Below are 19,790 nucleotides of genomic sequence, written 5' to 3' on the forward strand. Positions count from 1 at the left end.
CCAGGGCTGGGCCGATGTGCCCAGTCGTAAAGTTGATTGCGCCAGGTTCATTGAGCTTGCCGGGGCTGGCATCTGCCCACTCCTGGGGCTAAGCTTGGTCTGCTCGACTCAGGGCCATGGCCCCGCAGCGCCGGGCAAAGGAGTTCTTATGCTGAGCCATTCTGCTGTGACGACGATGCTGCCGGTGATGGATATGGCGCGTGCTCGTGCTTTCTACGAGGAAGGCCTGGGTCTGCAGCCAGGAGAGCTGCGGCCCGATGGAAAGTTTGTCTACCTGGTTGGCGGTAGTGCACTGGCCCTGTTTCCAAAGCCTGGCGGTACCAAGGCCGAGCACACGGCCATCAGCTTCCGGGTGCCCGATATCGCTGCCAGCATTCGGGAACTGAAAAGCCGGGGTGTGGTGTTTGAGGACTACGACTTCCCTGACTTCAAGACTGTCGACCATGTCTGCGTGCTGGGGTCCGAGAAGGCCGCCTGGTTCAAGGACACGGAGGGTAACTACCTCTGTCTGCACGAGGAGGTGGTGCCAGCCTGAATTGCGTCATGCTCTGCGCGCAGCAATGGCCTAGATCTGTTTGAGTGCGTCAAGTACCTCGCTCTTGGAGAGCAGCTCGCTCATCACCACAGGCGGCTTGCTGGGCAGGTACAGCACGTAGACGGGGACGCCGCTGCGCCCCAGCGATTGCAGTGCCCGGGTGATGGCCGGGTCCTGGCGTGTCCAGTCGGCGCGCAGCAGCTGCACCTTGTGCTGCTCGAAAGCTGCCAGCACCTCGGCATTGCTCAGCGTGGTGCGCTTGTTGACCTGGCAGGTCACGCACCAGGCGGCCGTGAAGTCCACAAACACCGGCTGGCCCGAGGTCCGGGCAGACTGAACCTTGTCTGCCGACCAGGGTTGCCAGAGTTCACCGGCCTGTACCCTGACCTGATCCACAGGCTCGGCCTTGATCAGCGGCAGTGCGTAGTAGGCCACGCCAATGGCCAGCAGCAAGGCGACGGCGCCGAGGCTGATGCGGCTCTTGCCGCGCAGGCCCAGGGCCCAGATCAGCGCGGCCAGCACCAGCAGCAGCGCCAGCAGGGCCGCAGCGGCATCCATGCCGCCCTGATGGCCCAGCACCCAGACCAGCCAGACCACGGTGGCAAACATGGGGAAGGCCATGGCGTGGCGGAAGGTCTGCATCCAGGGCCCGGGGCGGGGCAGCCAGCTCACGACGGCTGGCACGAAGCTGGCCAGCAGATAGGGCAGGGCCATACCCATGCCAAGTGCGGCAAACACCGTCAGCGCCTGTGCCGCTGGCATGTCGATGGCAAAGCCCAGCGAGGCACCCATGAAGGGCGCCGTGCAGGGCGATGCGATGGCCACGGCCAGCACGCCGGAGAGAAAGGAGTCCAGCATCGGGTTGCGCGCCTGGGCACTGGCAATGCTGCTGGGCAGCAGACTGCCGAACTCGAACCAGCCGGCCAGATTCAGTCCCAGCACGGTGAACAGCGCCGCCAGCAGCGAGACCACCACGGGCGACTGCAGCTGGAAGCCCCAGCCCAGTTGCTGGCCCGCCGCGCGCAAGCCCAGCAGCAGTGCGCCGAGTGCCACAAAGGACAGCACCACGCCCGCGGTATAGGCCAGGCCGCCCAGTTTCTGGGCATGGCGGTTCTGGCCATGACCCGAAAACCCCAGTACCTTGATGGCCAGCACAGGAAACACGCAGGGCATGAGGTTGAGGATCAGGCCACCGATCAAACCGCCCAGCAGGGCCGCCCAGAGGCTGCCTGCACTGGCCGCATTGCCTGCAGGTACGGTCTGTGAAGCGGTCTTGTTGGCTTCCAGCGCTGCGGCCAGGGCCGGGGAAACGCCTGCAAGCGCGGGGGCGCTCCAGCGGCCCTGCACGGCCAGTTCGCTGCGCCAGCCAGCGCTTTCGCCCCGCTCCAGCGCGGCAGCGCGCTCGGCGGGCGGCAAGGCCAGCACCACGGCCAGCTGCGCTGCGGTTTCGCCGCGCATATCGGACAGCGGCATGTTCTCGCCCACCCAGACCTCACCGTCCCAGTGCTGCTTCCAGTCCTTGCCCGACTCTGCGGCATGCTTGAAGGTGTCAGCATTCTCGGGATAGAACTCCAGTGTCTTGCCCTTCAGGCTGGCGGGCAGTCCGGGTATGCGCAGCGTCACACGGTCGTCGGGCAGGTTCGCGCCTTCGGCCTTGCCGGACTCGACAAGGGCCTGGCCGCCCTGGCTCAGCGCCTGGGGCTGGCCGGCCTGGGCCTGCACAAAGGCCTGGCTTTGCGGGGCGCTGCTGCCCTGAACCGGGATCTGCAGCTGGAAGTTGCCGGACTCGGGAATGCATTCCACGCGGCAGACCAGCCATTCGGCGGCCAGGCCTACGTCCACCATGCCGGAGGCCGGTGCCTTGAAGTCGGCCGCGACCTTGATGGGTACGGGCAGCAGCACCGTGTCTTCATAGCCATAGTTGACCAGGGGTCCTACGCGCAGCGCATGAGGCAGTGGCCATGCAATGGGGCCAGCCTCCAGGCCCGGTGGCAGTTGCCACTGCAGCACCGTGGGCAGGCCCGAATCGCCGGCATTCTTCCAATAGGTATGCCATTCGGGCTGATGGGTGATCTTCAACCCCAGCCAGAAGACCTCGCCGGCGGTGACGCCCTCGGGAGCCTGGGCCACCAGCTCGGCCTGCACACGCGGCGTCTGCATGGTGGAGCCACCCGAAGCCGCATTCTTGAGCAGGATCTGCGCGCCGGCACCGGTGGAAAAGGCACAGAACCAGACGGTCAGCGCCAGCATCAGCCAGAGTGAAAGGCGCTGCGAGAGGCTGCGGGGTCCGGTGGTCAGGGAAGGGGCTTGAGAAGACATGGCGGACGGTGGGAGTCTGTGGCGGTGTTTTTGGTTCCCTGCACGGGGTGGCCGATTGGCAAAACCAATGCTTGCATAGGCGCATGGTATTGGACAGAAGGCGCGGGCGGACTCCATCATGGCCCGGCCAACAAGGCTCAAACAGCCCGCAGCCGGAGCCGGTCGCAGGAGTCCGTTGCCGGGCAACTACAGGAGACAAGCATTATGGTGAATACCTCACGCCGCCGCTTTCTTGCCACCTCAGCTGCCTGTGCTGCCAGCGCGCTGCCCTGGCATGCAGCCGCTGCGCCAGCCTATCCGGACAAGTCGGTACGGGTCATCGTGCCGTTTCCTGCCGGAGGCACCACGGACGTGGTGGCGAGGCTGACCATGCAAAAGCTCGGCGAAATCACGGGGCAGTCCTTTGTGGTCGACAACAAGGGCGGCGCCAACGGGGTCATCGGCTCGGAGCTGGCGGCCCGCGCCGCACCCGATGGCTACACGCTGCTGATGAACACGGCGGGAGCGCAGACTCTGAGTCCCGTGCTCTACAAGACCGGCTACGAGGCGCTGGCCAGCTTCGAGCCCATCAGTCATCTATGCGATGTGGGCTTTGTGGTGATTGCGCGCAAGGACCTGCCCGTCAACAGCATGCAGGAGCTGATCGCCATGGCCAAGCAAGGCCGGCCGCTGAGCGCCTCCTCGGGCAGCAGCATGATTTCGCTGATCACCGAGCAGTTCAAGAAAGTGCTCGAGGTGCCCGGCATCGTCAATGCCCAGTACAAGGGCACGGGCCCGCAGATGCAGGCCGTGGTGGCGGGCGAGGTGGACTTCTCGTTCGACTCCTTCACCTCGGTGGAAATGATTCGCGCGGGCAAGGTCAAGGCCCTGGCCGTGCTGCTGCCCCAGCGGGCCCCGACCTTTTCCCAGGTACCCACGCTGCGCGAGCTGGGCGTCAGTGGCATGGATTTCAGTTCCTGGTCGGGCCTGCTGGCGCCCAAGGGAACGCCTCAGGACATCGTGGGCTATCTGGCCCAGCAGATGGACAGGATCATGCAGATGCCCGATGTGCTGGCCAGGCTCGCCGGCTACAACTACCTGCCGCGGCGCAGCACGCCCCAGGAGTTCGGGCGGCTCATCGCCGCCGACCACGAGCGCTGGACGCGCGTCGTCAAGGAAACGGGCATCACCCTGGGTTAGCGTCGCGCGGTGGCTGCCCCGCATCCGCGGCCAGGGTGGCCACGGTACTGGGCGGCTGACCGCCCACCTCGGCAGGGATGGCGATGCGCTCGCAGGGGGCGGCCCGGTCTATCAGCGCATCGCCATCCACTGGGGCCTGTGCTTCGAGTTCCTCTGCCGCCCGTGCCGGCGCCTCTTTCTCTGCGGGCTGTGCCGGGGCCTGGGCTGCAGCCGGCAGCATGTGCGCCTTGCGCCAGCGGCCCCAGCGGTAATAGGCCAGCATCATCAGCATGGAGCAGACGGAGCTGATGGGAAAGCTCCACCAGATGGCATCCACGCCCATCACGGGTTGAAGCCAGCGCGCCACGGGAACGCGTATGCCCCACATGGCAATTGCCAGAATGAGCACCGGCGCCATGACCGCCCCTGTGGAACGCACCACGCCGGCCAGCACAAAGGTCACGCCGAAGAAGAGAAAGGATCCTATGGCAATGTGGTTGAGGTGGCGGGCCACCTCCAGCGAAGGACTGCCGCCGGGCAGAAACCAGCCCAGCACATGACGGTCCAGCAGCACGATGAGGACAATCAGACTGCCCGTCAGCACAAGATTGCCCAGCATGCCGGCATTGGCCGTGGCGCTGACACGCTTCCAGAGCCCTGCCCCCACGTTCTGCGCAGCCATGGACGAACAGGCCGCGCCTATGGCCATGGCCGGCATCTGCACATAGGTCCACAGTTGCAGCGCGGCGCCATAGGCGGATGCGGTCTGCACGCCATGCTCGTTGACCATGGAGATCATGGCGATCATGGCCAGCGAGATCATCACGATCTGCACGCCCATGGGCAGGCCCTTGACCACCAGAGTGCGCACAATCGTCAGATCGGGCTTGAACAGACCGAGCTGCCTGCGACCTATCCATAGCGGATGGCGGCGCAGGCGCAGCCAACCCAGCAGGGCAAAAAAGCTCACGGCATTGGCAATCAGCGTGGCGACCGCCGAGCCCCGGATGCCCATGCGCGGCACAGGCCCCCAGCCAAAGATCAGCAGAGGGTTGAGCGCCATGTCCAGTGCCACGACGACGAGCAGGAACCAGAACGGCGTTCGGGTGTCTCCCGCGCCGCGCAGGGCCGCCGTCACAAAGCTGAACATGAACAGCAGCGGAATGGCCAGAAAGATGACCTTGAGATATGCCTCGGCCAGCGGCAGCGCTGCCTCGGGTGTGCTCATCCACTGCATGAGATGGCGCGACAGTGGCCAGCCCAGCAAGGCAATCAGCAGTGAAACAATACCAAAAAACGTAGCGCTGGTGCCCAGTACACGCTTGGCTTGCGCGATGTTTTTTGCGCCAATGCTCTGGGCAATCAGGATATTGGTTGCCATGCTGATGCCGAACACCGCACCGATCAGCGCAAACATCACATTGTTGGCATTGGCGGTGGCCGTGAGCGCGGCCTCGCCCAGGTGACCGCCGACCCAGATGGCATTGACCGAGCCGTTGAGCGACTGCAGCACATTGCCGGCCAGAATCGGCAGGGCAAAGACCAGCAAGGTGCTGGCAATCGGGCCCTGGGTCAGGTCGCGGGTCTGGGGCTTGGAGGTGGCGGTGCGCGCACTCTGGCGCGGGGCGCTTGCGGAGGCTTCGGGCATCGGGCCATTGTGGGGCAAGTCGTCCGGTTGCGGATGACGGGAGGCCGGACCGAAGTCGGGAGCGAGACGTGGTTTTGTGGAGCCGGCGCAGCTACGATGATGGTCATGAGCAATACCCCGACCACTCCCGCAAGCGCGCTTCCCCGCTGGCCGTCACGCTTCTGGGCCCAGGCCTCGGCCCATGACTTTGCCCTGGCCCAGCGCAATGGTCTGGCCGCCGATACCGTGGCCGTGCTGCCCGTGGCTGCGGTGGAGCAGCATGGGCCGCACCTGCCGCTGTCTGTGGATGTCAGCCTGATAGAGGGCGTCATCGATGCCGCTCTGGCGCAGCTGCCCGCCGAGCTGCCGGTGCTGTTTCTGCCGCCGCAGAACATCGGCTTTTCGGTCGAGCATACGCACTATGCGGGCACTTTGAGCCTGCAGCCCGCGACGCTGATTGCGCTGTGGACGGAGCTGGGCGCCTGCGTGGCGCGCGCCGGCATCAGGAAGCTGCTGCTGCTCAACGGTCATGGCGGCCAGGTCAGCGTGATGGACATCGTTGCGCGCGAGCTGCGCATCCGGCATGGCCTGCTGGTCTACAGCGCCAGCTGGTTCGGGTTGGTGGACGACGCGGCCAACCAGCAGTTCTGCGCGCATGAGCACCGCTTCGGCATTCATGGCGGCGAAGTGGAGACATCGATGATGCTGCACCTGGCGCCCGAGACCGTGCATATGGAGCGTGCGCAGAACTTCGCTTCCAGCTCGGAGCAGCGGGCCGGCAAATACCACTTCATCGGCAATGGCCGCAGCGCCAAGCTGGGTTGGGCCATCGAGGACTACAACCCGGCCGGTGCCGTGGGCAACTCCGCCGCCGCGACGGCCGAGCGCGGTGCGGCCATGGTGCATTCATCGGCGCAGGGCCTGGTCAGGTTGCTGGGCGAGATTCATGATCTGCCCCTGAGCACGGTGGGAAACCAGCCGCAGCCGCTTTGAATTCAGGAGCTTCTTACACAATAACAGCCTGCATTTGAAGGCTGTTTTGTTTTGAAAATAAATGCTATCAAGCGCTAGAAGCTACTGAAAGCATAGTCCTCGCTGTCATTGCTTCGGTATTTTTGCCTGAGCAATCACATCGCCCCAGCGCCTGATTTCCGATTGCAGCAGCTTGGCGGTCTGCTCTGGCGTGCTGGCCTGGGCCTGCACATTCAGTTCGCGCAGCTTCTTGGCGACCTCGGGGTTGTTGACGGCGGCGTTGATTTCCTTGTTCAGACGCGCGATCACGGGGGCGGGCGTTTTGGAGGGCGCAGCCAGGGCATTCCACGACGAAGCCACAAAGCCCTTGACGCCGGATTCCTGGGCCGTGGGCACATTGGGCAGCAGCGGCGAGCGCTTCTCTCCCGTCACCGCGAGCAGGTTCACGGCCTTGGAATTGATCTGGCCCATGATGGGCGTGAGAATTTCCACGGCTGCATCGATCTGCTTGCCGCGCAGCGCGGTCACCACGGCGGGTGTGCCGTTGAAGGGCACGATCTGCGCATCGATGCCGGCCGTGGTCTTGAACAGCTCGGCCGCCAGATGCTGGGTGCTGCCCACGTTGATGCTGCCCAGATTCAGCTTGCCGGGATTGGCCTTGGCATAGCTCACCAGCTCGCCCAGGTTCTTGAAGGGCGACTTGGCATCGGTGATGACGCCAATGTCAAAGTAGCCCAGCGTGGAGATGGGCGTCAGGTCCTTGACCATGTCGAAGGGCAGGTTGTTGAACAGATTCACCGTGACGGCACTGCCGTTGGACATGAGAAACAAGGTATGTCCGTCGGGCGCAGCCTTGGCCACGGTCTCGGCCGCCACAATACCGCCCGCGCTGGGTTTGTTGTCTATGACCACGGGCTGGCCGAGCTGGGTGGACAACTGCTGGGCCACCACACGGGCCGTCACATCGGCCACGCCGCCGGCCCCGAAGGGCACGACGATGCGGATGGGGCGGTTGGACAGGCCCTCGGCCAGGGCGGTGGCGGCAAATCCGCTCAGCAGGGCAGCCCCCGCTGCGGCGCTGACCAGGGATTGGGTAAAACTGCGGCGTTTCATGCTTGTCCTTCTGTCTGAAACTTTTATTCAGAGAGTGTGCCGCCGAAAAATGCCCAGAGGCAGCAGCAAAGCGTTCTGTCTGCTATGCCGCACAGGTATGGCTAGTTACCGCTTGCTTGCAGGGCAGCCATTCCCCAGTGATGCATGGCCTCGCGCAATATCAGCAGGGCGGCCGCATGTTCAGCGGTCTGCGGCAGCTGCGGGTCGGCATGGCCGGGCTGTTGAGCTTGGCGTGCCAGCAACTCGAACAGATTCTCGATCGCATCGCGCGAGGCCTGTGTGGCTTGCGGGTCTGCCGTGGAACTGTGGATCAACTGCCTCAGCAGCGGGTCTGCCGTTTGCAGCATGCTGGCACCTGCAGGCAGCCAGCGCCCGGCCGGCATGATGGCATCCTCCACATCGGCAATCGCGTTTTCCAGCGTCAGCGCATCGGGCATGTGTTGGCCAAATGCATTGACCAGGGTGGCAAGGCCTATGGGGATCCGGTGCTGCTGAGGGCCGATGTCGAGCGTCAGTGCCGTATCGCCAAGGCTGAGAAAGATGGAGTCCATGCCGGCTTTGTAGCACTTTGCGTTGGCCGGCTCCGGGTCTGAGGGGTGATCAGGCGGCGGTGACCCAGTCTCTGTACTCGAGCCCATCCAGATGATTGAGCGTGTTGAAGCTTTGCAGCATCAGGCGCTTGGGACTGATGCTGAACTCGGTCACGGCAATATTGCGCAGCCGCATATTGAGGGCGATGGTCACCTCGGGGGCGGTGCCAAGCACCTGGCCCACGGCAGTGGAGATGGGGCCGCCGCTGCTGACCAGCAGCACGTTGCGGCCGCTGTGCTGGTGACGTATCTCCTCGAGCACCTGGTGTACTCCATCCGCAAAACCGTTCCAGTCAGGCATGCCGACCGGGCTGATGGTACCTCCCATCCATTGCGCCAGCGCGTCGCACAGCAGGCGGAAATGATGGCGGTACAGCTCGGGTGTATCGGGCCTGGGCAGAGGAGCCGGGTGGATGGCGCGCAGCAGGGCTTCGCTGTCGTACTCGTTGAGTCCGGGCCGGCTTTGTGCCTCGGTGCTGGAAGCGCTTCCCAGGCCCTGGACGATGCCGGCCAGCGTCTGCTGATGGCGCTTGAGCGTGCCTGCATAGACGGCATCGAACTTCATACCTCGCTCACGCCAGTACTCGCCAAGACGCACGGCCTGATCCTGGCCGCGTGGGCTGAGCTGGTCGTAATCATCCGCGCCAAACGAGGCCTGGCCATGGCGCACAAGGTAGAGGTTTCCCATGGCGCCGATGTTGGGCCTTGGCCGCTTGCTGCGCTGTCATGCCTGCGACCAGGTGGCGCTTGGGTGACAGCGGACTGGTTCGCATTTCCGCATCCCGCATCGGGATTGAGGTGCGGGCATGGCATGGCGCTCGGTTAAGATAGTTGAGAGCGATTCTCAAAAACATAAAAATACGCTCCGCTTTTGGTACTGGTTCACGGGTCTCCTGCGCTTGGCTGGAAGGAGGCTTGTCGGTTTCGAGGCGGAGCGTGTTTTTTTATGCCTGTTCACCTTCTGGAGCCCTCCATGTTTCGACGACCCCTGTTTGCACTGGCCGCCGTTGCCAGCCTGTGCGCCCCTGTGCTGTCCGCCCACGCCGAGGACATCACGCTCTACACCACCCGTGAACCTGCTCTGATCCAGCCCTTGCTGGCTGCCTTCACGGCGCAGACCAAGATCGGCGTGAAGACGGTGTTCGTCAAGGACGGCCTGCTGGAGCGCGTCAAAGCCGAAGGCCAGCGCTCGCCTGCCGATGTGCTGATGACGGTGGATATCGGCAATCTGCTGGATCTGGTGGACGGTGGCGTGACTCAGCCCGTCAAGTCCAGCGCGCTGGAGGCTGCCATCCCGGCCCAGTTGCGTGCCGCCGACAACCAGTGGTTCGCGCTGTCCATGCGGGCTCGCGTGCTGTATGCCGAAAAGGACATGAAGATCGGCGCCTTCCGCTATGAAGACCTGGCTAAGCCTCAGTTCAAGGGCAAGGTCTGCAGCCGTGCCGGCCAGCACCCCTACAACACGGCGCTGATTGCCGCCATGATTGCCCATGACGGCGAAGCCAAGACCGAGCAGTGGCTCAAGGGCGTCAAGGCCAATCTGGCGCGCAAGGCTACGGGCGGCGACCGCGATGTGGCACGCGACATTCTGGGTGGCATCTGCGATGTGGGTCTGGCCAACACCTATTACGTGGGCCATATGAAGGCCGCCAAGGAAGGCACGGATGCACGCAAGTGGGGCGATGCCATCAAGGTCGTCAAGCCCAGTTTCAACGATCCCAAGAGCGGCACGCATATCAATATCAGCGGCGCTTCGGTGGCCAAGCACGCTCCCAACCGCGATCAGGCCGTGAAACTGCTGGAGTTCCTGGTCTCCGAACCGGCCCAGAATATGTACGCCCAGGCCAACTACGAACACCCTGTGCGCAAGGGCGTGGCGCTGGACCCCGTGGTGGCCCAGAGCATTGGCGAGATCAAGATCGATCCGCTGCCGCTGACCGAGATCGCCAAGCACCGCAAGGCTGCCAGCGTGCTGGTCGACAAGGTGGGATTCGACAAGTAAACACCCCTGAGCGGCTTTGCCTAGGCGGCCCCGCCGCTTCCCCTCTCTCTAGGCGCTGCGTGCTAGGGGAGGGGACGACAGCATCGCAGCGGGGCCGCCGAGGCCCTTGCTCGCTGTCCCTTGCTTCGGAGCATGCCTGTTTTAGCATTGCGCTCCTGTATGAGCCCCTTCGCCGGGGCATATCTGTTTCTGGGGCGTTGGTCCTGCCGTGATCGTTTTGTCTTGATGTTTTCTTATCTTCGTTCAGGGCTGAGGCCCGTCGGGCCGGTGTGGCAGGGCGCAAGCTGGTTGATTGCGCTGGGGGTGTTTGCGCCCATTGCCTCGCTGGCCTGGCTGGCGCTGGGGGCGGACTGGGCGCACTGGCAGGATCTGCTGCGCTATGTGCTGCCCGATGCCGCAGCCAACACGGCCAGGCTGCTGGGTGGGGTGGGCCTGGTGGTGCTGGTGGTGGGCACGGGCTGCGCCTGGCTGGTGACGGCCTGTGATTTTCCGGGGCGGCGCTGGCTGCACTGGGCGCTGCTGCTGCCGCTGGCCATGCCGGCCTATATCGTGGCCTTTGCCTATCTGGATCTGCTTCACCCCATAGGCCCGGTGCAGGGCGCGCTGCGCTGGTTGCTGGGTTACGACAGCCCGCGCCAGTGGCGCCTGCCCGATCTTCGTTCCATGGGCGGTGCGATCTTTGTGCTGGGGTTCACGCTCTACCCCTATGTGTATATGACGGCGCGGGCCATGTTCATGACCCAGCCCGCGCATCTGATGGAGGCCGCTCGCTCGCTGGGTGAGACCCGCTGGGGGGCTTTTTGGCGCGTGGCCCTGCCCATGGCGCGACCGGCGCTTGTCGTGGGGCTGAGCCTGGCCCTGCTGGAGACACTCAACGATATCGGTGCGTCCGAGTTTCTGGGTGTGCACACGCTCACGGTGTCGATCTACACCACCTGGGTCACGCGCTCGGATCTGGCCGGTGCCGCGCAGATTGCCTGCTCCATGCTGCTGGTCGTGGTGGCCCTGGTCTGGCTGGAGCGTCAGGGCCGCAGTCGTCAGCGCTTTGGCTCTGCCCAGCGCATGCGGGCCATAGCGCCGCACCGCCTGCCCCCGGGCAGGGGCTGGCTGGCAACACTGGCCTGCAGTCTGCCGGTGCTGATCGGCTTTGCTGCGCCGGCGGCTTATCTGGCTTGGGAAAGCGGCAAGCGTTTGGTACAGGGCTCGGGCGTCTCCGAGGGACTGGTATCCAGTCTGCTCAACACGTTGGGGCTGGCGCTGGGCGTGACCGTGATCGCGGTGGCAGCGGGTCTTGTCGTGGCCTGGGCCACGCGCACCGGCATCAGCACGCGAGCGCCTTCGCGCTGGCCAGCGCAGTTGGCGGCGCTGGGCTACGCCGTGCCGGGCACGGTGCTGGCCATCGGCCTGTTGACGCCGGCGCTGGCGTTCGACGCCGGGCTGGCCCAGTTGTTCGGCATGGACGGCCTGCCGCTGATGGGGCAGGGCATTGTGCTGGTGGCTGCCTGCGTGATTCGCTTTCTGGTCATGCCCGTGGGCGGTATCGAGGCCGGGCTGGCGCGTATCCCGCCGACGCTGGAGCAGGCCTCACGACTGCTGGGCGAAAGCCGCCTGGGCACCCTGCGCCGCGTACACCTGCCTCTGCTGCGGCCTGCCATGGCCACCAGTGCCATGCTGGTATTTGTCGACGCCATGAAGGAGCTGCCTGCCACCTTGCTGCTGCGCCCGGCCGATTTCGACACCCTGGCCACCTGGCTCTATGCCGAAGCCGCGCGCGGCACCTATGAGGAGGGCGCGATCGCCGCGCTGTGCATTGTGGTCGCGGGGCTGGTTCCCGTCATGCTGTTGGCGCGCACGCAGCTGTCGGGTGGCCAGCGATGAATATGCATGAAAATCGGCTCAAGCGTTTATGGGTATTGCGCAGGCAGCTATTGAATATGAATAGAACTTACGCAAGCAAGAAGGCAACAACGGCCTGCCTCCCGGGGCAGTCGTCTTGCCTGAACCGGCTTTGCGTAGGTCGTGATGAAGTGATTGCATGACCGCCTCTCTACAAATTGCGCAGCTGCAACTGGGCTATGACACGCCCAAGGGCTTGCACACCGTGCTGCAGGGCTTTGATCTGCAGGTGCCTGCAGGTCACATCGCCAGCCTGCTGGGCCCTTCGGGCTGCGGCAAGACCTCCGTGCTGCGAGCGATTGCGGGCTTCGAGCCGGTGCGCGCGGGCAGTATTCATCTGGGCGAGGTATTGCTCTCCGGCCCCGGCACGCATTTGCCTCCCGAGCAGCGCCATGTGGGCATGATGTTTCAGGAGTACGGGCTGTTCCCGCATTTGACGGCAGTGCAGAACGTGGGCTTCGGCCTGCGCCGCATGGGCAAGCCAGAGCGCGACAAACGTGTGCAGGAGCTGCTTGCCGTGGTGGGACTGGCGAATTCAGGTAGCAAGTTCCCGCACGAGTTGTCCGGCGGTCAGCAGCAGCGTGTGGCGCTGGCGCGAGCCCTGGCGCCGTCCCCGGCCTTGCTGTTGCTCGACGAGCCATTTTCCAATCTCGATGCCGCCACGCGCGAGCGGCTGACGCTGGAGGTGCGCGACATTCTGCGGGCCACCGGGCAGACGGCGATTCTGGTCACGCACAACGCGCAGGAGGCCGAAACCATGGCCGACCAGATCTGCAGGATGACGCCGGTTCAGCTCTGAGCCGGCCCTGAGGTCTAGAGCAGGACGCGGCCTGATGTGACGGTCACGGTGTGGCCGCCCACCCAGAGCTTGCCATTGGCTGCGGTCTGGACGTGAACCTGTCCATCACGTCCCACGCAAACGCCTTGCGCGGCGATATAGGGCGTCTGCAGCAGACCCTCGCCGGTCAGCCATTGGGCCAGCGCAGCATTCAGGCTGCCGGTGACAGGGTCTTCGCTCGCGGTCTCGCCGATCAGGGCGCGCACTTCGAGGCGTGGCTGGGCTGGGATCACTTTTTCTTGAACGGCTTCTTCAGCCTGCTTCGCAAAAGCGCGGGCCTCGCGGCTGGAGCGGCCAATCAGCGGGGCATCCTCTTCCTCCTCATAAATGGCCGCCAGACCGGCTTTGGCATCGAGCTTTCTGAGCGCAGCAAAATCGGGCTCCACGCCCAGCACGGTGTCCGGATGGTCAAGCAGCAGGCCTAGCCAGGGAGATCCATTGTGGAGGCTGCGCGCCATCAGCACCTGCTCTCGCGCAAGGCCCAGCGCCTGCAGCACGGGTGCCAGCTCCTCTTCGGAAATTTCCTGGGAGTCGAGCGAAGGTGCTTCGAAAAACAGAGCGCCTTGCGCATTGCAGCCAATAGCGATCAGGCCTTTTTTGCATTCCTGCAGCACCTGCTCGGGATTGCGCGGCTGCCCGCCCTGGGCCAGCCAGGCATGGCAGCTGCCCAGTGTGGGGTGGCCGGCAAAGGCCAGCTCGCCCGCAGGCGTGAAGATACGCAGCTGGTAGTCGGCTCCAGCGGCCAGCGCTTGTGCGCTGGGCTGAAGCACAAAGGTGGTTTCCGACAGATTGGTCCAGCGCGCGAAGGCCTGCATCTGGGCCTCGCTCAAGCCATCGGCCCCCAGCACCACGGCCACGGGGTTGCCGAGCAGCGCGGTGTGCGTGAACACGTCCACGGTCATATAGGGACGGGATAGAGCGGCATGGGGGGCTGGAGCAGACATGGGCAGCGATTGTCGGCAAAAAGAAAAACCGGCGCTGCACGGAGGTTCGTGTCAGGCCGGTTGATGAGGCGCAACATATGTCAAGCGGTGTCAGGGACACCGAGGAAGCGCCGCCGCGCACCGAGGGTGTCGTCCCCCTCCCGCGAAGCGAGAGAGGGGGAAGGCGGGTAGCGCCTCAGGGGGAGCTTTCAGGTCAGAGGCTGGCCTTGATGGCCTCGGCCAGGGACTTGATGCCGACGTTGATCTGCTCGGCAGACACCGTCACATACGACAGGCGCAGCGTGTTGTTCTGTGCATCGCCGGCGTAGAAGGGCGCGCCGGGCACAAAAGCCATATTGCGCTCCACGGCCTTGGCCAGCAGGGCCTGGGCATCCATGCCTGCGGGCAGCCTGACCCAGAGGAACATGCCGCCCACGGGACGTGTCCACTTCACGTCGAGGCCGGCCATCTCGCGCTCCAGAGCCATCAGCATCACATCGCGCTGGGCCTTGTACATGGCGCGGATGGTGGGCACATGGCGGTCCAGGAAGCCGTCCTTGATGACTTCGGCCACCACGCGCTGGTTGAAGCTGGGGGTGTGCAGGTCGGCAGCCTGCTTGGCCTGGGTCAGCTTGCCGTACACGGACTTGGGCGCGACGATGAAGCCGATGCGCAGACCGGGGGCCAGCACCTTGGAGAACGAGCCCATGTAGATCACGCCCTCGGGGTTGCGTGCAGCCAGGGGCAGGGGAGGCTCCTGCTCGTACCAGAGGTCACCGTAGGGGTTGTCCTCGATCAGGGGAATGTCCAGTTCCCTGGCCTTGTCGACCAGAGCCTGGCGGCGCGCATCGCTCATGGTGCGGCCGGTGGGGTTCTGGAAGTTGGGCAGCACATAGGCCAGTCGGGCCTTGTCGGCGCCGCTGCCGATCTGCTTGGCAAAGTCCTCGATCAGCATGCCTTCGTCGTCACTGTCCACGCCCACGGCCACGGGCTCCATGGGGGTGAAGGCCTGCAGGGCGCCCAGGTAGGTGGGCTTTTCGACCAGCAGACGGCTTCCCTTGTCCAGGAATACCTTGCCGATCAGGTCCAGCGCCTGCTGGCTGCCGGTGGTGATCAGGATCTGCTCGGGATCGACGTTCCAGGGCAGGAAGTCGGCAATCGCCTGGCGCAGCGGAGCAAAGCCCTCGGTGGTCGAGTACTGCAGGGCTGCGGCACCGTCACGCTGCATCACGGTCTGGCAGGCTTCGGTGAACGCGTCCAGGGGGAAGGCCTTGGGTGAAGGCAGGCCGCCAGCCATGCTGATGATGCCGGGGCGGTCGGTCAGCTTGAGGATCTCGCGGATGGCGGAGGAATTCATCTTGGCAGCACGTTCTGCCAGCGTCCAGGTTGTCATAAAACAGTACTCGATCTCTACGTTTCCAGCCCGGGCAGGGCTGGCCGGTGTGCATTCTCACGCCGTTGTCGGGCATGTGCCGGCCTGAGCTTGGGGCTCGGGATGCAATCGCTGCGGCGCGCAAAGCGCTACAGCCATGCACCAGCAGGTGGGGCTTATTGTGTCGCGACCGGTTTGCCTGTGTGGGCTCGCGGGCAATTGCGACGGTGTGGCCTGCAGCCGGTGAGGCCGCTGACCGTGGCCATAGCCCTGTGTGGAGGGCGGCCAAGAGAGGTTGATGGACTCAATATACGCTTGAGACCATTACAGTACCTATACAGACAGTCTCACAATCATGGCTTCTGTATCGGTATCTGCTTCAATACAGTTCGCAGTCCATCACCATGTCCATCTCCCTGTCCCGCCAGGCGGCCCTGACCCTGACCCAGCAACTGGCCGAGCGTCTGGCCGAGCGCATACGCACGCGGCTGCTGCCCGCTGGCGCGCGCCTGCCCTCGGTGCGTGAATGCGCGCGCCAGCAAGGCGTGAGCCCCTACACGGTGGTGGCCGCCTACGACCTGCTGCAGGCCCAGGGGCTGGTCGAGGCCAGGCCTCAGCGCGGCTTTTATGTGCGCGACATTGTGCAAAATCCGCTGAAAAATCAGGATGGTCAAGCGCAGGCAGCTATCAATGAGGGAGCGGTCAATACCCCGGTCGGCATTCCGCCTGGCACGCGCATCAACGCCACCATGCTAATTCGCGGCATGTTTGTGGAGAGCGTGGCCGGCAAGCCCCAGCCCGGTGCCGGCGTGCTGCCTGCCGAATGGCTGGATGCCGGCTTTCTGGTGGCCGCCATGCGCAAGGTCACCAGCGGGCAGGCGCTGCGCGAATCGCTGGTGCGCTATGGCGAGCCCATGGGCGACAGCCGGTTGCGCGAGGCGCTGGCGCGGCGCCTGCAGCGCATAGGCATTGCGACGGGGACTGGCCAGATCATCACCACCCTGGGCGCGACCCAGGCGCTGGACATCGTGAGCCGGGCCCTGCTGCAGCCCGGCGATCCGGTGATGGTGGAAGAGCCGGGCTGGGCCGTGGAATATGCACGCCTGGCCGCCATGGGCATGCGCGTGCTGCCCGTGCCGCGCGGGCCCGAGGGGCCGGACATGGCGGTGATGCAGCGCTATTGCGAGACCATGGCCCCCAAGCTCTATGTGAGTGTCAGCGTGCTGCACAACCCCACGGGCTACAGCCTGAGCGCGGCCAGCGCCCATGAGGTGCTGCAGATGGCGCAGCGATACGGCTTCTATGTGGTGGAGGACGATAGCTACTGCCATATTGCGCCCGATCACGCACCACGCGTGTCGGTGCTGGACCGGCTGCAGCGCAGCATCTACATCAGCGGCTTTGCCAAGGTGCTGGTGCCCAACTGGCGCCTGGGCTATCTGGCAGCGCCGCCCGAGCTGGTCGAGAGACTGCTGGACACCAAGCTGCTGTCCACCCTGTCCACGCCGACTCCCATGGAGCAGGCCCTGGCCCTGTGCATGGAGCAAGGCCAGCTGCGCCGCCATGCCGAGCGGCTGCGCCAGCATCTGGCCCAGGCGCGCACGCGCAGCGTGGCTCTGGCCCAGGCGGCCGGCTGTCGGTTTGTGGCCGAGCCTGCGGGCATGTTCGGCTGGGTGGATACCGGCGTGGATACCGAGGTGCTGACCCAGTTGCTGCTGGATCAGGGCTACATGATTGCCCCTGGCGCCATGTTCCATGCCAGCCGGGGCTCCAGCACCTGCATGCGCATCAACTTCGCGACCACACAGGATGCCGCCTTCTGGCGGGTCTTCGAGCGCGCCGTGGCCCAGATGCAGGCCCAGGCACAGAAGTTTTAGAACGTGTTGACGATCTCCTCGCGCCGCGACAGAGGATTTGCGCAGCCGGCAAGGCAACGCCGCAGACCGCCCCTGACCGGGCGTCCCTGACCGGGTGTCCCTGACCGGGCGTCCGCAAAGACACTGTCCCGGAGGGTTGGAGCGAAATCGGGCGATTTCTGCGTGCTGTCTCTTGCTTGCACCCCGGTGCAAGCGGCGAGCCATCACTTCGAACTCATCCCGATTGCGCTCCAGCGCGGCTGCGTAGAGATCGTCAATACGTTCTCAGCACAGCTGGGTGGGGCCCTGATGGATATGGCAGCCGCTGCGCTGCAGCAGTTCGCCAAAGTCCTCGGACATCAGGTATTCGAACTCCACGGGGCGCTGCCTGCCTATGGCGTCGCCCTGCACCACGCCGCTGGCCGGGTGGCACATCAGCAGGCCGCCATCCGCCATATGCGGCAGCCAGCTGGCCATCTGCCTGCCGTAGCTGGCGGTGTCGGGGGCATCAAAGCCATAGACGCCGCCAAAGCCGTGGTTCATGGGAATGTCGGCGCGGCGCAGCCGCCGGGTGGTGGTCCAGCCGCCGAGCAAGCCAATGATGGCGGCCTTGGGGCTGCGCCACAGGCCTGCAGCCGGGGCCGTGGAGCGCACCCAGGGCATTTCCCGCGTGGCGTAGCGGGCCTGAAGCTCCTGCTGCATGGCAGCGCGCAGGCCGGGCAGCTGATGCACATGCTGGTGGCCGTCGATGAAGTCCGGGGCCGTGCCCATGGCCCGTTCGAAGGCATCGAGCTGTTCGCGCCAGGCCTTGCGCATCAGATCCTGCGGCATCTGCCTTGCATAGGCCTGGCGCAGCACCGTGCCCAGCGCCTGGGCGCGATGCTGTCCGCCATGGTCTTCGGTCAGGTTGAAGTGCAGACCCACCGAGAGCCGGGGACGCAACTGCCGTAATGCCGGCGCGGCTTGAGGCCACAGAGGCGAAGTGCTCATGCAACTGGTGGCCGACAGACGACCGGCAAGCGTCAGCTGCTGCACGGCATCGTCCACCAGCGGGTGCAGGGCGTAATCATCGGCGCACAGCAGGATGGCGCGGGAGGTTTTCATGTGATTCATGCGGCGCCGCCTGCCTTGAAGGCCCAGAACTTGCTCATGACAAAAGTGCCTATGGCCACCAGCACCAGCACGGCGGCCAGGCTCCAGAAGTAATGCCAGTGCAGCCAGTTCAAGGCGATGTAGTACAGCGCCTCGTTGGCGACAAAGGAAAGGCAGGCCACGGCAAAGAATTTCGCCACCACCGGCCAGCCCCGGGCCTGCGCTGCCGAAAAGGTGAGCAGGGCGTGGCCGTTGTAGCTGACCACAAAGGCCACGAGAAACGCCAGCACATTGGCCCAGAGCGGCGGCATGCCGGAGAGTGAGACCAGCAGGCCGACCACCGCCAGATGCGTGGCTGCTGCCGAGCCGCCCACCAGCACGAACTGCAGCAGCTGGGGCAGGCGGCGCAGTCTTTGCAGCGCGTCCTCGATCACGATGGCTCGCGCAGCGGGCTGCGGTCTTCGTCATGGGCCACCAGGTAGATGGGGCGGCGCTTGACCTCTTCGTAGATGCGACCGATATATTCGCCCAGAATGCCGATGGACAGCAGCTGCACGCCCGAGAACAGCATGATGCTGGCGGCCAGCGTGGGCCAGCCGCGCAAAGGGTTGCCGAAGAACAGGGCTTCGGCCGCAATCCACAGGCCGTAGGCCAGAGCCAGCAGGGAAATGCCCGCACCCACCATGCTCCAGACGCGCAGGGGCAGGGTGGTGAAGGAGGTCAGCCCCAGCAGCGCCAGCGATCCCAGGCGGCGCAGATTGAAGCTGGAGCTGCCTGCCGCGCGGTCCCTGGGGACGAAGGGCAGGGCTGCGGTCTTGAAGCCGACCCAGGCGTACAGTCCTTTCATGAAGCGATTGTTCTCCGGCAAGGCCTTGAGGGCCTCGACGACCTTGCGGTCCATCCAGCGGAAGTCGCCCGCGTTCGGCGGCATCTTGACCGTACTGCCCGAGTTCATCACGCGGTAAAACAGATCGGTGCCCATGCGTTTGGCGCTGCTTTCTGCGCCGCGGTCGGCAATCACGCCATAGACCATCTCGTAGCCCGATTGCCACAAACCGTGCATTTCGGCCAGCATCTCCAGCGGATGCTGGAAATCGGCGTCGATCAGCAGCACGGCGTTGCCCCGGGCGTGGTCTATGCCGGCAGACAGGGCGGCTTCCTTGCCGAAGTTGCGCGACAAGGCCAGGTAGCGCAGCGGCAGCTCCTGTGCCAGACGCAGGCACAGCGCGTGCGTGGTGTCGCGGCTGCCGTCGTTGACCACCACGATCTCGAAATCGGGTGTCAAGGCCCGGACCGTCCCGGCCAGGCCACGCAGAAAGCCCTCGATATTGGCTTGTTCGTTGTAGGCCGGCACCACGCAGCTCAGCCGCAGCGGCTGACGCGGCAACTGGGCTGGCGGGGCTGCGGGGGCATATTCGGCGTGAAGATCGGTCATGGAGCAGGATTTTCGCGCAAGTCTGTCACTGCTTGCCGGGCCGGTCACGGCTTGCGTTGCTG

17 protein-coding genes are annotated in these 19,790 nt (G+C 64.9%); 7 read left to right on the plus strand and 10 right to left on the minus strand.

Translation table 11 applies throughout. From position 1 onward, the window contains the following. Nucleotides 1–148 precede the first annotated feature (148 nt). Nucleotides 149–535, plus strand: coding sequence for a VOC family protein (locus tag F0P97_RS02280; protein WP_182285456.1), 387 nt, complete (start codon nt 149–151; stop codon nt 533–535). A gap of 30 nt (nt 536–565) precedes the next feature. On the opposite strand, the gene F0P97_RS02285 is transcribed toward F0P97_RS02280, so the two are convergent. Then, on the minus strand, nt 566–2,854 hold the full coding sequence (locus F0P97_RS02285) for a protein-disulfide reductase DsbD family protein (RefSeq protein WP_182285457.1): 2,289 nt from the start codon (nt 2,852–2,854) through the stop codon (nt 566–568). Between the two features lie 204 nt (nt 2,855–3,058). Here F0P97_RS02285 and F0P97_RS02290 point away from each other — a divergent pair, with 204 nt between their 5' ends. Further along, nucleotides 3,059–4,033: a Bug family tripartite tricarboxylate transporter substrate binding protein gene (locus F0P97_RS02290; RefSeq protein WP_182285458.1), complete on the plus strand. Its 975-nt coding sequence runs from the start codon at nt 3,059–3,061 to the stop codon at nt 4,031–4,033. Here the strand turns inward: F0P97_RS02290 and F0P97_RS02295 are convergent. Then, complete coding sequence (locus F0P97_RS02295) at nt 4,020–5,660, minus strand: MATE family efflux transporter (RefSeq protein ID WP_182285459.1); 1,641 nt, start codon at nt 5,658–5,660, stop codon at nt 4,020–4,022. The two genes, F0P97_RS02290 and F0P97_RS02295, sit on opposite strands and share 14 nt — an antisense overlap. Before the next feature lie 96 nt (nt 5,661–5,756). On the opposite strand from F0P97_RS02295, the gene F0P97_RS02300 reads away from it, so the two are divergent. Next, a complete protein-coding gene (locus F0P97_RS02300) occupies nt 5,757–6,632 on the plus strand; it encodes a creatininase family protein (protein ID WP_182285460.1) in 876 nt (291 codons plus the stop codon). 105 nt (nt 6,633–6,737) lie between these two features. On the opposite strand, the gene F0P97_RS02305 is transcribed toward F0P97_RS02300, so the two are convergent. The 3 genes from F0P97_RS02305 to F0P97_RS02315 all read right to left on the minus strand — a co-directional run bounded on the left by F0P97_RS02305 (nt 6,738) and on the right by F0P97_RS02315 (nt 9,002). Then, entirely contained in the window at nt 6,738–7,724 is a 987-nt protein-coding gene (locus tag F0P97_RS02305; protein WP_182285461.1) for a Bug family tripartite tricarboxylate transporter substrate binding protein, read from the minus strand. 101 nt (nt 7,725–7,825) lie between these two features. Further along, nucleotides 7,826–8,275 carry a hypothetical protein gene (locus F0P97_RS02310; RefSeq protein ID WP_182285462.1) on the minus strand — a complete coding sequence of 150 codons (450 nt, stop codon included), beginning with the start codon at nt 8,273–8,275 and terminating at the stop codon, nt 7,826–7,828. A 49-nt stretch (nt 8,276–8,324) separates the two neighbouring features. Continuing rightward, nucleotides 8,325–9,002, minus strand: coding sequence for a histidine phosphatase family protein (locus tag F0P97_RS02315; protein WP_182285463.1), 678 nt, complete (start codon nt 9,000–9,002; stop codon nt 8,325–8,327). Between the two features lie 285 nt (nt 9,003–9,287). Here F0P97_RS02315 and F0P97_RS02320 point away from each other — a divergent pair, with 285 nt between their 5' ends. From F0P97_RS02320 to F0P97_RS02330, 3 genes are all read left to right on the plus strand, one after another. Further along, nucleotides 9,288–10,316 carry an extracellular solute-binding protein gene (locus F0P97_RS02320; protein ID WP_182285464.1) on the plus strand — a complete coding sequence of 343 codons (1,029 nt, stop codon included), beginning with the start codon at nt 9,288–9,290 and terminating at the stop codon, nt 10,314–10,316. 225 nt (nt 10,317–10,541) lie between these two features. After that, the gene (locus F0P97_RS02325; protein ID WP_182285465.1) at nt 10,542–12,194 is read left to right on the plus strand and encodes an ABC transporter permease; all 1,653 of its coding nucleotides are present in this window, start codon (nt 10,542–10,544) and stop codon (nt 12,192–12,194) included. A gap of 157 nt (nt 12,195–12,351) precedes the next feature. Next, complete coding sequence (locus tag F0P97_RS02330) at nt 12,352–13,011, plus strand: ABC transporter ATP-binding protein (protein ID WP_034353083.1); 660 nt, start codon at nt 12,352–12,354, stop codon at nt 13,009–13,011. Nucleotides 13,012–13,025: 14 nt separating this feature from the next. Here F0P97_RS02330 and F0P97_RS02335 read toward each other — a convergent pair whose 3' ends face one another. Both F0P97_RS02335 and F0P97_RS02340 read right to left on the minus strand, forming a co-directional pair. Continuing rightward, complete coding sequence (locus tag F0P97_RS02335; RefSeq protein ID WP_182287080.1) at nt 13,026–13,952, minus strand: PhzF family phenazine biosynthesis protein; 927 nt, start codon at nt 13,950–13,952, stop codon at nt 13,026–13,028. A 235-nt stretch (nt 13,953–14,187) separates the two neighbouring features. Next, a complete protein-coding gene (locus F0P97_RS02340) occupies nt 14,188–15,366 on the minus strand; it encodes a PLP-dependent aminotransferase family protein (RefSeq protein ID WP_182285466.1) in 1,179 nt (392 codons plus the stop codon). Nucleotides 15,367–15,749: 383 nt separating this feature from the next. On the opposite strand from F0P97_RS02340, the gene F0P97_RS02345 reads away from it, so the two are divergent. Next, nucleotides 15,750–17,222 (plus strand): PLP-dependent aminotransferase family protein, encoded by a 1,473-nt coding sequence (locus tag F0P97_RS02345; protein ID WP_182285467.1) that lies wholly within the window; start codon nt 15,750–15,752, stop codon nt 17,220–17,222. Nucleotides 17,223–17,486: 264 nt separating this feature from the next. On the opposite strand, the gene F0P97_RS02350 is transcribed toward F0P97_RS02345, so the two are convergent. The 3 genes from F0P97_RS02350 to F0P97_RS02360 are packed head-to-tail and all read right to left on the minus strand — an operon-like array spanning nt 17,487 to nt 19,728. After that, nucleotides 17,487–18,314: a ChbG/HpnK family deacetylase gene (locus F0P97_RS02350; RefSeq protein ID WP_182285468.1), complete on the minus strand. Its 828-nt coding sequence runs from the start codon at nt 18,312–18,314 to the stop codon at nt 17,487–17,489. Continuing rightward, the gene (locus F0P97_RS02355) at nt 18,311–18,727 is read right to left on the minus strand and encodes a GtrA family protein (protein ID WP_371878513.1); all 417 of its coding nucleotides are present in this window, start codon (nt 18,725–18,727) and stop codon (nt 18,311–18,313) included. The genes F0P97_RS02350 and F0P97_RS02355 overlap by 4 nt, the downstream gene beginning before the upstream one ends. Next, the gene (locus F0P97_RS02360; protein ID WP_182285469.1) at nt 18,724–19,728 is read right to left on the minus strand and encodes a glycosyltransferase family 2 protein; all 1,005 of its coding nucleotides are present in this window, start codon (nt 19,726–19,728) and stop codon (nt 18,724–18,726) included. The genes F0P97_RS02355 and F0P97_RS02360 overlap by 4 nt, the downstream gene beginning before the upstream one ends. Between the last annotated feature and the right edge of the window lie 62 nt (nt 19,729–19,790).

The sequence above is a fragment of the Comamonas testosteroni genome, from assembly GCF_014076415.1.
Taxonomy (GTDB): domain Bacteria; phylum Pseudomonadota; class Gammaproteobacteria; order Burkholderiales; family Burkholderiaceae_C; genus Comamonas; species Comamonas testosteroni_F.